Below are 15,398 nucleotides of genomic sequence, written 5' to 3'. Positions count from 1 at the left end.
CTATCATATTCACATCAAAAACCTTTCTTGAATTTGAATGCATCATTCAATGACAAGAGAGGTTTTTTGTCGTACTATGTCTACCACTTCATTCGCTCGCGAAGTGAAGTAATATGAGCTGTATGATGAAGACTATGCCACGAATAGAGACGTGCACACTCGCCAAGGGTTATCATCTTCTGAGAACCCGGGTGATAAAATGTACGCTGATATTCTTCAGGTGACATGGAATGAAGTAATGTAGTCCAGCGTGTATGTAGTCCTTCTATGATGTTTAAGGAGGGGGTAATCAGCATTTCACTTGCGTCAGGCAGTTCAGCCCATAACGTTTCTTCGTAAGGTGTGATCGTTGGACTGTTCTCTGTTAAAGCGAGCTTACACCTAATAAAACTATTCATATGGCTATCTGCCACATGATGGACAACTTGCCTAACTGACCAGCCCTCCGGACGATAAGCCGTATTTAACTGTTCATCGGATAAATTCGCTACCGCCTCTTTCAGCTTCTGAGGTAACTCTTCTAGATTTTTAATCCATTCTTTGAGGTTTTCCTCATTTATGGGCTTAACTTTCTCTTGCCCAATCGGATATTGTAACTCTACGATACTCAGCATTTCCGTTTCCTCCTACTAAAAATGATATAAAAAGAAGAACAAGCCGCCACATCAGTTGCGCGTACCTGTCCTTCTTATTATTCAATATTCCGCCTTCTTATCCTTCAAGTAACAATGATTCTGGATCCTCTAACAATTCCTTCACCGTTACAAGGAAGCGAACTGCTTCACTGCCGTCAATAATACGGTGGTCATAGGATAGAGCAATATACATCATTGGACGATTCTCCATGCGCTCATCATCAATAGCTACGGGACGAACTTGAATCTTATGCATACCCAAAATCCCCACTTGAGGAGCATTCAGGATCGGAGTCGATAAAAGAGAGCCAAATACTCCGCCATTTGTGATGGTGAATGTTCCACCTTGCAGTTCATTCAGAGATAATGTATTCGAACGTGCTTTAGAAGCGAGTTCTCCAATATTACGCTCGATTTCAGCAAAGCTCAAACGGTCAGCATCGCGGACAACAGGAACAACAAGTCCTTCTTTCGCAGATACAGCTATACCGATATCGTAATATTTTTTAAGAATAACATCGTCGCCATCAATCTCCGCGTTAACTGTTGGAAATTGTTTCAATGCACCTACAACTGCTTTCGTAAAGAATGACATAAAGCCTAGACCTACATCATGTTTTTCTTTAAATTTGTCTTTACGACGTTTACGAACATCAAGGATTGCAGTCATATCAACTTCGTTAAATGTCGTCAACATCGCCGCAGTTTGTTGAGCCTCAACAAGACGTTTCGCAATGGTCGCACGGCGGCGAGACATTCTTTGACGTTCTATTGGTTTACTGAAGCTTGCTTGCTCTTTCGGAGCAGACGGAGCACTAGCAGACTTACTAGGTGATGCAGCAGGAGCTGCTTGCACCGACCCATGAGTTTTCACATCTTCTTGGTAGATACGTCCAATGGGATCGCGGCCCTGTACTTGATCAAGATCAATACCACGTTCACGAGCAAGCTTGCGTGCAGATGGAGAAGCTTTAGGGCTTCCACTCTCTGGAGCATCCTCTTTTTGCTCACTCTTTGCAGGAGCTGGTTCTAACGCCACAGGATCCGGAGCTTCCGGAGCCTGCACTGACGTTGCCGCTGATTCTTTGGCGCCAGCGCCTGCTTCAATTAGAGCAATGGCTTCCCCGATCTGTACCGTATCTCCTTCTTGATGCAAGATACTGGTGATCACACCGCTTTCTTCCGCACTAATTTCGATATTTACCTTATCGGTTTCAACTTCTAGAAGTACATCTCCTTGATTTACAGAGTCTCCTTCTTTAACGACCCATCTGGATATTGTCCCTTCCGTGATGGATTCCCCCATAGCCGGTACTTTAATTTCGCTCAAAGCAAGCTACCTCCCCAGTGGTATGTTTTTCTTCGAATTTTGTTTCAATACTTTAGCGAGAATTTGTTGTTGTTCTTGGATATGAACATGGTGGAATCCCGTAGCTGGGCTTGAATGTTCGACGCGTCCAGCATACTCCACCTTAACCCCTTCAGGTGCAAGACCCCGCAGCTTAGGCTCCATATAAGTCCAGGCTCCCATATTCTTAGGTTCTTCCTGAGTCCAAATAAGTTCTTTCAGGTTGCGGAATCTAGCTAATATCCGTTTAATTTCCTGTTCAGGGAATGGATACAGCTGTTCTACTCGAATAATATGAAGCCAAGACCAGTCTTTTTCCTTATCCTTATCAATAGCTTCTTCTAGATCAATAGCTATTTTGCCGCTGCATAACAAGACGCGTTCTACGCCTTCCGATTGTACACCCAAGTTCGGTTGTTCGAGTACTGCCTGGAAACTGCCTTCGCTAAGCAGTTTTGCCGGCGATGCAACTCTAGGGTTACGAATGAGACTTTTCGGAGACATCAATACAAGCGGTCTAGCATCGTCTGTTTCGGTTAAAGCAGCTTGACGACGAAGCAAGTGGAAATATTGCGCACTGCTTGATAGATTGGCAATAATCCAGTTATCGTCCGCACTCATCTGCAGAAACCGCTCTAATCTCGCACTCGTATGTTCAGGTCCCTGCCCCTCACTTGCGTGAGGTAATAGCATAACCAGACTTGAATTCTGAGACCATTTTGAACGGCCTGAAGATATAAACTGATCAAAGATAACTTGTGCACAGTTAGCAAAATCACCGAATTGCGCTTCCCAGATGACAAGCGTCTCTGGAGAGAAGACATTATATCCATACTCAAATCCAAGAACCGATTCTTCCGATAAAGGACTGTTATGAAGAGCGAACGATGCTTTAGCTTGTGGTAAACGATGCAGCACGTTGTACTCTTCTCCTGTCTCAGCATTATGAAGAACAAGGTTACGATGAGCAAAAGTTGCTCGCTGTACATCCTGACCCGACATCCGAATTGGCTTGCCATCTGCAAGAATAGATGCAAAGGCCAATGTTTCAGCCAAACTCCAGTCTACCTTTTCTCCCTCATCCAACGCATTCTGACGACGTTGTAGAATCCTTTGCAGTTTTGGATAGACTTTGAATCCTTCCGGCCATTTCAGTAATTCTGCATTAATCTCGCGAAGTTTATCTAGTGGCACGCCAGTAGGCATGTTAGTCATTCGTTCTGGTTTATCCAGACGCTTGCTTCCAGCATCCACTTTATCATGAACTTCTTCATGACTTACCGTTCCTTGTTTCACTTCTTCGTAAGCCTGTTTCAGGACACGCTGAGCTTCCGCGCGATATTCAGCCAGAAGATTGGATGATAATCCTTTTTGGCTTAGATATTCAGCGTACAGCTCGGTTACTAGTGCGTGTTTTTTAACCTTTTTGTACACAATTGGTTGTGTCGTTTCCGGATCATCTGTCTCATTATGACCGTAACGGCGATAACCAATCAGATCTATTAAAAAGTCCTTCTTATAACGGTTACGGTACGCTGATGCAAGTCTCATCGCAGCAACACATGCTTCAGGATAATCCGCATTAACGTGTACAATCGGAATTTCATAACCTTTTGCCAAGTCGCTAGAATAAAGCGTAGACCGAGAGTCACCGCTGTTCGTTGTGAATCCTACTCGATTATTGACAATAACATGAAGCGTCCCGCCATTCTGGTAACCTTTCAGTGCTTTGAAATTCAAAGTTTCGGCTACAATACCCTCGCCAGGGAATGCAGCGTCACCGTGCATTAGAATCGTTGCGGCTTTGGATACATCCTGCTTAGGATAACCAGACCCGCTGCGCTCTTCTTGAGCCGCACGAGCGAAACCTTGAACAACAGGGTTTACGTACTCCAAGTGACTCGGGTTGTTCGCAAGTGTGATTTTGGCCTGTTTGTTATCATCTTTTTTAAGCGTGCGCGTGGCACCTAAATGATATTTTACGTCCCCCGTCCATCCATAGTTCACACCGGAAGATGATTCCGAAGGAACCAGATCTCTGTTTATTGCTTGATGGAATTTAGAGAAGATTTTGCCGTAAGGTTTTCCAAGAACATGTGCAAGAACATTCAGGCGTCCTCGGTGAGACATCCCCATTAAGATATGACGTGAACCTGCATCCATCATCGTATCAATAAAGGAGTCGAGCATAGGGACAAGCATGTCATTGCCTTCGATAGAAAACCATTTTTGACCGACGAATGTCTTGTGCAAAAATTGCTCAAACTGTTCTACTTTTACCAAACGTTTTAACAATGTCTTTCGTTCTTCTTCCTTGAGTTCCTCTTGTAATTTGCCTGACTCAATATATTCATTAAGCCACTTTCGTTCCTCTTCGTCCTGAATATGCGTGAACTCAAAAGCGATCGGCCCTGTATACAATTCATTTAGACGTGTGACAGCGTCCAAAGCTGTTTTGGTCGTCTGATCCGCATTCTCCCAAACAATAGAGGCTGGTAATGATCTTAAATCCTGCTCACTAAGACCAAAATGCCCAGGAGATAGAAGATCTGTATCTGTATTTTCACTGATTCCAAGAGGATCAATATTCGCTTTTAAATGACCGAATCTTCGTATGTTTTGAACTAATTCAGTTATTGTAACCGCTTTCCTTAAAAGATGGATATCAGCTATACCGGAAGCAACTGTACTCCCCGTCTCATTATTACTTGTTATTTCCTCTTCAGGAGGAGGTCCCCATTGGTCAAAAAGCAAACGGTATTCAGCATCTACTGAATCCGGATTCACTGTATAAATTTCGTACTGTTCTTGAACATAACCCATATTAGGTCCGTAATAAGCTTTCCAAGGGCTTTGCATATTGCCATCTTCGTTAGCCATAAATGTTCCCTCCGTCAATTATTTTGGATTGTTCCAGGACGGAATACCATATAAAAATGTAATCAATTAAAAACATATTATAATTCGTTAATATGAAGAGAATATGAATTAACTCCAGTAATGAATCGCTCTTTGGTCATTCTCATCTTTCATTACATTACTACATCGTTCATGAATTACGGGCACTCACAATAAAACGGTGAGCTTCTTAATTTCATGTAGTAAATGTAATCTGATGCTCATGTTAGCCCAAGGCGGTCACCTCATTTAATTATTCTACCGATCCCAAGGGATGGTTTTAATTCCTAATTCTATTCTATAAACATTTGAAGCGAAGAGCATTTCCAATTTTAAAGGTAATCGATGCATTAATTAGATGAATCGTTTTTACGTATCAATGCACCAATTAGAGATTCTACCAAATAACGAGTAAGAAAACAAAAATCATGTAAATCTTCTCATATAAAAGGGGTTACTACACCTATATAGTACCCCACTTTTCACGATTTGAATGGATTTTATACTTTTTCGCCTCATAACTAATTTGCTCTAACGTTTTTACGATCCGATGTTTCTTCTCCCTGCGGAGTAGAATTATTTTGATGGTTACAACAATAAATATAAAAACATTGGTTTCATTCAGCCACATTGTGGTAACCATAAGGCAAGACGTAATTTCATTCATTGATCGATTTGGTAAAGGAGGAATGATGCTTGGAACGTACAATTAAAATCGGAATCATTGGAAGCGGAGGTATTGCAAGGGCCCATGCAAATGCCTATAAACAACTGGATTATGTAGAGGTTGTGGCCGTTGCGGACATTATTCCAGGCAAAGCATCCCTATTCATAGAACAAACAAACCTGCCTATGGCGAAAGCCTATGATGATCATCTCCATCTGCTGGAACTGGATTTAGACGGTGTCAGCATCTGCACGCCGAACTTCTCTCATTACAATATTACTATTGATGCACTGAATGCAGGGAAACACGTCATGGTAGAGAAACCGATGTCTGTTACGCTTGATCAGGCTATTGAAATGGTAGAAGTCTCTAAACGAACAGGAAAAATGCTTACTGTCGGATTTCAACCCAGGTACGATCCAAATATGCAGGCCATTCGCAGCTTGATTCAAGATGGACAACTTGGAAAGGTATACTTTGCTGAAGCAGGCGGTGGCCGAAGACGCGGTATGCCTGGGGGGACATTTATCAGAAAGGATCTTGCCGGAGCAGGGGCTATGGCGGATATTGGTTGCTATTCTCTAGATATGGTTCTCCATGCACTTGGTTATCCAAAACCACTTACGGTATCGGCCTATACTTCCAATTATTTTGGCACAAATCCAAAATATCACCCAGAAGCAAATATGTTTAACGTAGAAGATTTTGGAGCCGCGATGGTTCGATTAGAAGGCGATATTTTGCTAAGCTACAAAATCTCCTGGGCTATGCATATGGATACGCTCGGACCCACGATGTTCCTTGGAACCGATGCTGGTCTAAAAGTTACCCCTGCAGGAAGCGGTCCTTGGAGCGGAGGCTGGGAAGGCCGAATCGGCAGTATGACGCTGTATCACGATATTGCTGGTCATCATACAGAAAGTCCCCTTCCCATTCAACATCACCAGGTCAATTTGTTTCATGCGAAAATTTTTGATTATGCTAATGCGATTCAAAAGCGGTTACCAGCCCCCATACCGGGTGAACAAATTTTATATAATCAGGCAATCATTGACGGAGTTCTCCGTTCTTCAGCCGCAAAAAAAGAAGTGACAATTGAAATTCCTGATTTATAGCATCAATCAAAAAATAAGCCATCTATTATCCAGCAGAGGATTAGGATGGCTTATTCTCATATTATATCTTCTCGCTGCTTCAACTCTTTAACCTGTTCTTCGAGACGTCTTATCCTTTTGATTAAACTATAAATAATAGGAGTATAAGCTGCACAAGTAATGACTAGAATCTCAATAATCATAGGCTACACCTCCTTGGACAGACGCAGCATATCTACACAAAGTATACCATTTTCTATGATAGAGTCAGGATAATGTTTTATAAAAAAATCACGGTCAATTCCAGTGATCCGGAACCCTTCCCTCTGATAGAAGCCTAGCTGATCCAGACTTGAATTGCCAGTACCGATCTCAATAGTCGAGGCGCCCTGATCCTTTGCTTGCTCAAGTGCATAGCGCAGTAATGCTCTTCCTATACCCTTGCCCTGATACTTCTCTTTCACTGCCAGATTTACAATCTCATAAGTTTGCGGCCTGGTATGCAGCAGCACCACAATTCCTATAGACTCTCCATGAAATACAGCCACGCTTCTCTGTCCGCGGTGAATATATTCGTCTATCACAGCTTTAGACGGATCAGCGAGTAGTAATATTTCATAAGGTACTGGCTCTTCCTTCCCCATTGAACGGACCCTATATTCCATAAGTGTTCCCCCTTGATGCAACGGAATGCAAAACCGCCTTTTTTGTTACTTACAGACGGACCTTCATGAAATGCTCTACTTTTGGAAAAGGATCATAGTAGTGATGAAGCATCTCTTCCCACTGCTGATAACCTTCTGAACCTCGAAATCCAATGGTGTGATCCTCCAGTGTTTCCCACTGAACTAACAACAGATACTGATGATCTGTCTCCATGCATTTATACAATTCGTGATGAATATACCCTGTCATGCTTGATATGATTGTAGATGCCTTAGCAAAATCGTGTTCAAACGCAAATTCATTCCCTTTCGTTACATACAGCATGGCACTTTCCAAAATCATCGTACATCGTTCCTCGCTACAAAGACTTAGACATATCTTCAAGTTGTTTCATATGATGGCGATCGTGCCAAATAAAATCTTCAACATAACTTTGTACGGTAAAAGGTCCGCCATCAAGTCCCCTATATTCTTTCGTCCAATTCTCAGCGGGCAATTCATGAAGCGCGCGAATAATCTGCTCCCGGTAATGAAGCGTATCATGCACTAGCTCTTCTAAACTAATCGTATGTGCATGTTCACGTGCCGCCTCATTAAATATATCAAAATCCAGATGCTGAATTTGCAGCTGTTTCTCTTCTCCCGAAATAATCAGAGATATGGCACCTTCCCAAAAATAACGATCCCAGCGCATCATATGACTAATCAGTTCACGAACCGTCCATTTCTCAGCTGCAACCGGGGTATCCCAAAGCGTATCCCTCTCTATACTCCACTTACGGAACCAGTCATGCCATTCATGAAAAGACACAATCAAGGAATTTTTTTGCAATGTATTCACTTCGCCTTCATCCCCTCGCCAGAAATCATTTGAATAGTTATCACTTCTGATATTCTCATTCGTCAAAATACAAGAAATCCCCTGCTTTTCCACAAAATAAAACTTATTTCAAACGCGAATTTTCAATGATTTTGATGATTTCTGATATCGCATCTCGTCTATCATAATCCTGCATCTTCGCTTTGATCTTTTCTTTATTCTCATCCAGTAAACGAATGGATTCTAGCAAGGTACCTTCAGAAAGATGTTCTTCCCATAAAATTCGAGCATATCCTGATTTTTCAAAGGCTTTAGCATTTAATAGCTGATCTCCACGGCTCACTTTTTCAGATAATGGGATCAGCAGCATCGGTTTATGTAACGTTAAAAATTCAAATATTGCATTCGAACCTGCCCTTGAAATCACCATATCCGCTAACGCAAGCACATCTGGGAGCTCATCCTGAAGATATTCAAATGCCTTGTAACCTTTTACCGAATCCATCTCTAGGTTTACTTGACCTTTCCCACAAAGATGGACAATCTGATATTTTTGCGTAAGTTGAATCGCTATAGCCCGCAGCGTATCATTCATCTTCTTCGCACCAAGGCTGCCACCCATAAATAACAGTACTGGCTTCTCTTGTTCAAAACCAAGCCACCTTCTAGCCCGTTCCTTATCGCCTTGCCCTATTTCTTCTCTAACAACAGCTCCTACATGAACTGCCTTATTTCCTTTTAGATGTTCAGCAGCTTCTTTAAAGGTCGTACATACCTGAGTAGCAAAAGGAAGTGCAATCCGGTTAGCGAGACCCGGGGTAAGATCCGATTCATGAATAACAACGGGGATTTTACGCATCCATGCAGCTAAAACAACGGGAACAGATACAAACCCTCCTTTCGAAAATACAATAGAAGGTTTTACCTCCCCAAGGTAACGGTAAGCTTCACCTACCCCTTTCAACACTCTAAAAGGATCTTTCAAATTGTTAACACTAAGGTACCGGCGCAGCTTTCCCGTTGCGATCGCTCTATAACTCACCTCATTCAGAGACTCAACAAGTTCTTTTTCAATGCCGTCTCTAGAACCTACATAATGTACCTTTTCACCCTTTTGCAGAAAATAAGGAATCAGTGCCAAATTCACCGTTACATGTCCGGCAGATCCTCCTCCAGTAAAAACAATCGATTGTTGTTCCATTTATATCCTCCGCTCCTGTCTCATTGCGTTCATACCTACTTTATTAGATAATAATTATGGATTGTTATGCTATATATTGTGCTGGGGGAAACTAATTAATGGATAAAAATACTACAAATCATAATCATCCGCTTCATCGCATGATTAACCGTAAAGAGACACGTTCTGTGAAATGGGATGGAATAGAGTCGCTCTTTGGGGTAAAAGAAGCGATTCCACTATGGGTTGCAGACATGGACTTTACTGCACCGGAGCCGGTTCTGCGTGCGGTACGTGAAATAGCAGATCATGGAATACTCGGTTACGCTACGCCAAATGCTTCATTTCAGCAATCCATTACAGATTGGATGCAAAAACGTCATGGTTGGAACGTAAGCCCAGAGTGGCTTGTATATACACCAGGTATCGTCCCAGCCCTTAATATGGCAGTAGAAGCCTTTACTGAGCCTGGAGATCATATTATCATACAGCCTCCTGTCTATGGACCTTTTCACAAATTAGCATCGAATCATGGACGGGAACTGGTATTAAACCCCCTCCTTCATGATGAGCTTGATTATAAAATGGATCTTGCTCATTTAGAACAAGTTGCAAAACATGAAAAAGCGAAACTGCTCGTATTATGCAGCCCTCATAATCCGATTGGACGTGTATGGACCAAAGAAGAACTAGGCTCTGTAATGGAGATTGCCGTTAAACATAACCTGATCGTCATCTCCGATGAGATCCACGCAGATCTCGTATTCACAGAAGGACTTCATACACCTTATGCTATGATATCTGAAGAAGCTAAAATGCATTCTATCATCTGTACTGCCGCAAGCAAAACTTTCAATATCGCAGGCTTGCATACGTCAAATGTCGTGATAGCTAATGAAGAACTGCGTGATAAGTTCAAAAAAATCATTGAAAAAAATGCGGTCTCTTCTATGAATATTTTCGGTATCGCAGCAACGGAAGCAGCATACCGTGAAGGTGAACCTTGGCTTTCGGAGACCCTAGAATATATTCATGAAAATATGGTATATGTAACTGAATTCATTCATACGCATCTACCGGAATTAAGGGTGAAATTGCCCGACTCAACCTATTTACTATGGATTGATTTTCGCAATCTGCAAATACCTCATAAAGAACTCTATGAATTTTTGCTTCATAAAGCGGGTCTCGTCTTCAGCAGCGGTACTGACTTTGGCCAACATGGAGAAGGATTTATGCGCATGAATGTCGCATGTTCAAGACGTTTGCTGGAACAAGCCATGAATCAACTAAAGGAAGCTTTACAGTCTCGATAAAAGGTCAATATGCAATCAAAAATGGAGAGTGGGAATACGTCTAATGACGAAACCCCACTCTTTTTTGTTTGTTTTTCTTTATTTCAGACATTTTGTTTTTTCTTATTATTTTTATGCTGAATATATCTGATTTTACGACCATTATTATAAATTCATCCTTTTAATGTTAGGATATAACCTTATAAAACACTGTTTATTAAAGATTCTCCGTCAATAATGAGTTATTTTAAATAAACAGCTATCTAAATCAAATAATATACATTAAAAATAAATATTGACAATGAAAGCGCTTATTCGGTAGTATTTTGTTTACAACACAGATGTTCACAGATATTTTGATAGTGTTTATTTCCGATTCATTATATGTACCTGAGGGGGAGGAATCAGAACCATGGGAATGAATAATCCCTTGGCTGTGAAACAGACGGTTCAAAGTAAAGGAGCAACGCATTTTTTCAAGAGAGAATGGCGCCGCAATAAGTACATTTATTTAATGCTTGTTCCCGTTTTAGCTTATTACTTTATTTTTTGTTATGGACCCATGTATGGGATCCTCCTATCATTCCAGAGCGGTTACAGCCCGGCTAAAGGAATTATGGGTGGAAACTGGATTGGTTTTGAGAACTTTACTATGTTCTTCGAAAGCTATAATTTCTGGAGACTGATGAGCAACACCTTAATCCTTAGCTTACTTAGTCTCGTTATCGGATTTCCTGCACCCATCATTCTTGCACTCCTGTTAAATGAAGTGCGAAACCGTTATTTTAAAAGCGCCGTACAAACGGTCAGCTACCTGCCTCACTTTATTTCGGTAGTCGTTGTTGTAGGTATGTTGAAGACTTTCTCATCGTTAGATGGTGGACTATTTAATATAATCCGAAGCTTCTTCGGACTTGAGGCGATGATGTTCTTTACCGATAAAGACATGTTTCGTCCTATGTACATTCTCTCTAATGTGTGGCAGGGTGCAGGATGGGCCTCTATTCTATTCCTCGCAGCACTTGCCGGTATTAACTCAGAGCAATATGAAGCTGCAAGGATGGACGGCGCAGGCAGATGGAATCAATTATTACATATTACGCTGCCGGGTATCATGCCAACTGTCATCATTCTACTTATTTTACGGATGGGCAGCATTATGAACGCAGATTTCCAGAAGATTTTACTTATGCAAACCGCTGCAACGTATGAAACATCAGATGTTATTTCTACCTTTGTATATAGGCAAGGGATGCTTCTTGGCGATCAGGCATACTCCACTGCAATTGGTTTGTTCAACTCCGTCATTAATTTCGCCTTACTGCTTGGTGCCAATTACATTAGCAGAAAAGCAAATGAAACCAGTCTGTGGTAGAGAGGTGAACCAAACATGAAAAAAACCTTTGGCGAAAACGTATTTGATGTTATCAATTTTTTCTTGCTGCTTCTAGTAATGTTACTTTGCGCTTATCCGATGCTCTACATATTCAACTCTTCTATAAGTGATCCTCAGCAGCTGTTAGCAAGCCGATCGCTCATGCTGCTCCCAGAAGGATTTTCCATAGAAGCTTATACGAAAGTATTTCAGAATCCCAAGATCTACAGTGGTTATATGAACACTTTGTTTTATGTTATTGTCGGAACTGCACTTAACCTCTTTATGACGACACTCGCTGCGTATGCTCTTTCAAGACCTGATTTATACGGACGCAGCTTCTTCATGAAATTGATTACTTTCACCATGTTTTTTGGCGGCGGGATGATCCCTACTTTCTTGCTTATTCAGAATTTGGGTCTCCTGGATACGAGGCTTGCCATGATTCTGCCTACAGCCATCAGTACTTTTAACTTTATCATTATGAGAACGAATTTTATGAGTATCCCACTCCCTTTGATCGAGTCAGCTAAAATCGACGGGGCTCATGACTTTCGGATTCTGTTCCAGATCGTTGTTCCTCTATCGAAGCCGATCATCGCCGTAATGACTCTCTATTACGCTGTTGATCATTGGAACGATTTTATGGGTCCTCTCTTGTACTTGAGATCTCAGGATCTATATCCGATTCAAATCATTCTTCGAGATATTTTGCTTAGTAATAGTACCGAAGCAATGGGTTCTGCTAATGACACCGGATTTGCGATCGGAGAAAACATCAAGTACGCCACCATCATTGTCTCTACACTCCCGATTTTGTTGATATATCCTTTTATCCAACGTTATTTTGTTCAAGGTGCACTGATTGGCGCTATTAAAGAATAGAGCAAAGTACTTGCATCATCTTTGAATGTAAAATGGTGCAAGTACAGCTTTATCCTATAGATTTTAAGGAGGGTTTATATGAAGAGGGTCATGTCTTTAATGCTTGGTTTGGTAATGACAACAGGGCTTCTTGCAGGATGTAGTGGAGCTAAAGAGGCGGAAGGCCCTAAGCCAGCTGATGGCGAGCAAGCGATTACCGAAATTTCTCTTCCCATTGTAGATGAAGAAATGACAATCAATTATTGGAGAGCGAATGACGGAAAAATTGCTTCGGGCAATGGATTCAGCGATGTAAAAGCTTATCAGGAAAAAGAAAAACGCACCGGGATTAAGGTGAATTTCACACACCCACCACTCGGTCAACAAAAAGATCAATTCAATCTTTTAGTTACAGGTAACCAGCTTCCCGACATTATTTATTACAACTGGGCTGATGTATCCGGCGGACCAGAGAAACTACTCGCGGATGGACGAATTATAAAACTGAATGAGTATATCGACCTCTATGCTCCAAACCTAAAGAAAATCATTGCTGAAGATGAAGACGTTCGTAAACAAATTTCACTCGATGACGGTACAATCTTTATGTTCCCTTATCTACGTACAGATGCTGTGAAGCTTAATGGAACAACAGGTATGATTCTACGTCAAGATTGGCTTGATAAACTGAATCTGAAAGCGCCTACAAATATGGATGAGTGGTACACTGTACTGAAAGCATTCAGAGAACAGGATCCTAATGGCAACGGCAAAAAAGATGAAATTCCTTTTACAGCTAACTGGGGTCCAGGTAACATGAGTAAATTGAATGATTTCGCACCTGCCTTCGGTGTCCTTGCAGGGTTTCAGTTGAACGGAGAAACAATTGAATATGGTCCAATTCAACCAGGTTACAAAGAATTTTTAACAACGATGAGAAAGTGGTATGAAGAAGGTTTGATTGATCCTGAAGTCATGACAAATGACGGAAAAGCTTTTGATTACAAAATCACGAACAACCAAGCTGGTTCTTACTATGGCGGTGTATTTAGCGGGATGGCGAAGTATCTTAATATGATGGCTGAAAAAGATCCAAACTTTAACCTTGTCGGCGCTCCTTGGTCACAAGATCAGAATGGTGTATCTAGAAGTACTTTCCGTTTTGATACCAAAGTATTAAGTTACGGTGAAGCGATCACTACTTCTGTCGATAAAGACAAACTGAAAGCGATTGTTCAGTGGATGGATTATAACTACAGTCCAGAAGGACATGATCTCTTTAACTTCGGTATTGAGAATGAAAGTTATACCCGTAATGGCGACGCTATCGAATTTACAGATACGATTCTTAAAAATCCAGATGGTCTGACTTATGACCAAGCCCTTGCTGGTTATGCACTTTCTATTATGGATGGACCGATGAACCAAGATACGCGTTATCTTGATGCACTGATGACTTTTGATCAGCAAAAAGAAGCAAATAACGCTTGGATGCAAGCTGATTATGCTATGGCCCTTCCTAACCTGCGTAAAACGGAAGATGAAGCAAGAAAAGAAGCCCAAATCATGGGTCAGGTTAACACTTATGTTGATGAAATGGTTACGAAATTTATTTTAGGTGATGAGCCTCTTACAAGTTACGAAACCTTTGTTGAGACCATTAAAGGAATGGGTATTGAAGAAGTAACTAAAATACACCAGGATGCTTACGCACGTTACCAAGCTCGTTAATTCCGAAAAAAAGAGAGTGCAGCAAAAGGGTACATCCCTTAGCTCACTCTCTTTTTCTATTTTATAATGAATGTATTTCTTCTATTGACGTAAAAAAACGAATATATTCTTCTACTAGCTGTGACGTTAGTTCAGCCGATTTCCTAGGATCTGATGTTTCCAGGCCATGACCTGCGTCCCGTACTTTATGGACCTTCAGTTCGGAACAAGAAGCGAGCTTGGCTCTGCTCTCTTCACTAAATAAAGAATCTTTAGCCCCGTAAATGACCATACCACTTGAATGCTGCATATACGCGAGTGTACTATCAAGCGGTGTTAAGTACAGGTGACGGATAGAATGATTCGTGAGATGTGTAGCCGTGTATCCCGCAAGCAAAGTGCCCAGACTTTTACTCACAAAAACAAGCTGTTCATACCCCTCACTTCCGCGTCTAACCATCTGTAATACTTCTTCTTCAAGGATGGAACGTTGTTCTCTCTCCAATGCCACACGAGCACTCTGAAAGCCGTACTCCAAGATCAGGGCATCCATACCCTGAGAGGTAGCGCTTTGAACAGCGTAGTACAGGACAGGCAGTTCACAAGAGTAATTTTGCCCGGGAAAGAAAACCACGAGCGTATTGGAACCCTGTGTAATGTGTCTTAATCGAACGTCATGTCCCCAAAAGGATTCTTCATAGATCAAATGATGTTCCAAGAACTGCACCTCTCCTCCTTGTATAATCTATATCATTATATATGAAAGCGGAATAATATAGTGAATTAATTGGTTTATTGATAAAATAGTGGAAAAATGAACTGAATAAGGTTCATGTAGTTATTCAC

At 41.4% G+C, this 15,398-nt stretch carries 14 protein-coding genes; 5 read left to right on the top strand and 9 right to left on the bottom strand.

Translation table 11 applies throughout. The features are described 5' to 3' along the window. Nucleotides 1-80: 80 nt before the first annotated feature. From ACWPWY_RS02375 to ACWPWY_RS02365, 3 genes are all read right to left on the bottom strand, one after another. Nucleotides 81-614, bottom strand: a complete 534-nt coding sequence (locus ACWPWY_RS02375) for a YfiT family bacillithiol transferase (protein WP_454190220.1) — start codon at nt 612-614, stop codon at nt 81-83. A gap of 97 nt (nt 615-711) precedes the next feature. Further along, nucleotides 712-1,965 carry a 2-oxoglutarate dehydrogenase complex dihydrolipoyllysine-residue succinyltransferase gene (gene odhB, locus ACWPWY_RS02370; protein WP_454190219.1) on the bottom strand — a complete coding sequence of 418 codons (1,254 nt, stop codon included), beginning with the start codon at nt 1,963-1,965 and terminating at the stop codon, nt 712-714. A gap of 6 nt (nt 1,966-1,971) precedes the next feature. Next, the gene (locus ACWPWY_RS02365; RefSeq protein WP_454190218.1) at nt 1,972-4,863 is read right to left on the bottom strand and encodes a 2-oxoglutarate dehydrogenase E1 component; all 2,892 of its coding nucleotides are present in this window, start codon (nt 4,861-4,863) and stop codon (nt 1,972-1,974) included. Between the two features lie 714 nt (nt 4,864-5,577). Here ACWPWY_RS02365 and ACWPWY_RS02360 point away from each other — a divergent pair. Continuing rightward, entirely contained in the window at nt 5,578-6,663 is a 1,086-nt protein-coding gene (locus tag ACWPWY_RS02360) for a Gfo/Idh/MocA family protein (protein WP_454190217.1), read from the top strand. A gap of 56 nt (nt 6,664-6,719) precedes the next feature. On the opposite strand, the gene ACWPWY_RS02355 is transcribed toward ACWPWY_RS02360, so the two are convergent. From ACWPWY_RS02355 to ACWPWY_RS02335, 5 genes are read right to left on the bottom strand one after another with little or no spacing between them, the layout of a single operon-like run. Then, nucleotides 6,720-6,845, bottom strand: a complete 126-nt coding sequence (locus ACWPWY_RS02355) for a hypothetical protein (RefSeq protein ID WP_454190216.1) — start codon at nt 6,843-6,845, stop codon at nt 6,720-6,722. A 3-nt stretch (nt 6,846-6,848) separates the two neighbouring features. After that, entirely contained in the window at nt 6,849-7,307 is a 459-nt protein-coding gene (locus ACWPWY_RS02350; protein WP_454190215.1) for a GNAT family N-acetyltransferase, read from the bottom strand. Between the two features lie 49 nt (nt 7,308-7,356). Continuing rightward, nucleotides 7,357-7,650 (bottom strand): antibiotic biosynthesis monooxygenase family protein, encoded by a 294-nt coding sequence (locus ACWPWY_RS02345; RefSeq protein WP_454190214.1) that lies wholly within the window; start codon nt 7,648-7,650, stop codon nt 7,357-7,359. A gap of 16 nt (nt 7,651-7,666) precedes the next feature. Continuing rightward, nucleotides 7,667-8,215 carry a maleylpyruvate isomerase N-terminal domain-containing protein gene (locus ACWPWY_RS02340; RefSeq protein ID WP_454190213.1) on the bottom strand — a complete coding sequence of 183 codons (549 nt, stop codon included), beginning with the start codon at nt 8,213-8,215 and terminating at the stop codon, nt 7,667-7,669. A gap of 37 nt (nt 8,216-8,252) precedes the next feature. Then, entirely contained in the window at nt 8,253-9,329 is a 1,077-nt protein-coding gene (locus tag ACWPWY_RS02335; protein ID WP_454190212.1) for an undecaprenyldiphospho-muramoylpentapeptide beta-N-acetylglucosaminyltransferase, read from the bottom strand. Between the two features lie 98 nt (nt 9,330-9,427). On the opposite strand from ACWPWY_RS02335, the gene ACWPWY_RS02330 reads away from it, so the two are divergent. The 4 genes from ACWPWY_RS02330 to ACWPWY_RS02315 all read left to right on the top strand — a co-directional run bounded on the left by ACWPWY_RS02330 (nt 9,428) and on the right by ACWPWY_RS02315 (nt 14,573). Continuing rightward, nucleotides 9,428-10,624 (top strand): MalY/PatB family protein, encoded by a 1,197-nt coding sequence (locus ACWPWY_RS02330; protein ID WP_454190211.1) that lies wholly within the window; start codon nt 9,428-9,430, stop codon nt 10,622-10,624. 397 nt (nt 10,625-11,021) lie between these two features. After that, complete coding sequence (locus ACWPWY_RS02325) at nt 11,022-11,978, top strand: ABC transporter permease (RefSeq protein WP_454192769.1); 957 nt, start codon at nt 11,022-11,024, stop codon at nt 11,976-11,978. 15 nt (nt 11,979-11,993) lie between these two features. Further along, nucleotides 11,994-12,863, top strand: a complete 870-nt coding sequence (locus ACWPWY_RS02320; RefSeq protein ID WP_454190210.1) for a carbohydrate ABC transporter permease — start codon at nt 11,994-11,996, stop codon at nt 12,861-12,863. Nucleotides 12,864-12,941: 78 nt separating this feature from the next. Beyond that, nucleotides 12,942-14,573: an ABC transporter substrate-binding protein gene (locus tag ACWPWY_RS02315; RefSeq protein ID WP_454190209.1), complete on the top strand. Its 1,632-nt coding sequence runs from the start codon at nt 12,942-12,944 to the stop codon at nt 14,571-14,573. 61 nt (nt 14,574-14,634) lie between these two features. Here ACWPWY_RS02315 and ACWPWY_RS02310 read toward each other — a convergent pair whose 3' ends face one another. Then, complete coding sequence (locus ACWPWY_RS02310; protein ID WP_454190208.1) at nt 14,635-15,270, bottom strand: hypothetical protein; 636 nt, start codon at nt 15,268-15,270, stop codon at nt 14,635-14,637. Nucleotides 15,271-15,398: the final 128 nt, after the last annotated feature.

The sequence above is a fragment of the Paenibacillus sp. Marseille-Q7038 genome, assembly GCF_965111595.1.
This window is presented reverse-complemented; position numbering and strand designations above follow the sequence as displayed.

Excerpts from the sequence above, each read along its gene's own strand:
- ACWPWY_RS02325 (WP_454192769.1), top strand. The coding sequence starts at position 11,022 with ATGAATAATCCCTTGGCTGTGAAACAGACGGTTCAAAGTAAAGGAGCA.
- ACWPWY_RS02375 (WP_454190220.1), bottom strand. The coding sequence starts at position 614 with ATGCTGAGTATCGTAGAGTTACAATATCCGATTGGGCAAGAGAAAGTT.
- ACWPWY_RS02365 (WP_454190218.1), bottom strand. The coding sequence starts at position 4,863 with ATGGCTAACGAAGATGGCAATATGCAAAGCCCTTGGAAAGCTTATTAC.
- ACWPWY_RS02320 (WP_454190210.1), top strand. The coding sequence starts at position 11,994 with ATGAAAAAAACCTTTGGCGAAAACGTATTTGATGTTATCAATTTTTTC.
- ACWPWY_RS02350 (WP_454190215.1), bottom strand. The coding sequence starts at position 7,307 with ATGGAATATAGGGTCCGTTCAATGGGGAAGGAAGAGCCAGTACCTTAT.
- ACWPWY_RS02315 (WP_454190209.1), top strand. The coding sequence starts at position 12,942 with ATGAAGAGGGTCATGTCTTTAATGCTTGGTTTGGTAATGACAACAGGG.
- ACWPWY_RS02330 (WP_454190211.1), top strand. The coding sequence starts at position 9,428 with ATGGATAAAAATACTACAAATCATAATCATCCGCTTCATCGCATGATT.
- ACWPWY_RS02335 (WP_454190212.1), bottom strand. The coding sequence starts at position 9,329 with ATGGAACAACAATCGATTGTTTTTACTGGAGGAGGATCTGCCGGACAT.
- ACWPWY_RS02355 (WP_454190216.1), bottom strand. The coding sequence starts at position 6,845 with ATGATTATTGAGATTCTAGTCATTACTTGTGCAGCTTATACTCCTATT.
- ACWPWY_RS02345 (WP_454190214.1), bottom strand. The coding sequence starts at position 7,650 with ATGATTTTGGAAAGTGCCATGCTGTATGTAACGAAAGGGAATGAATTT.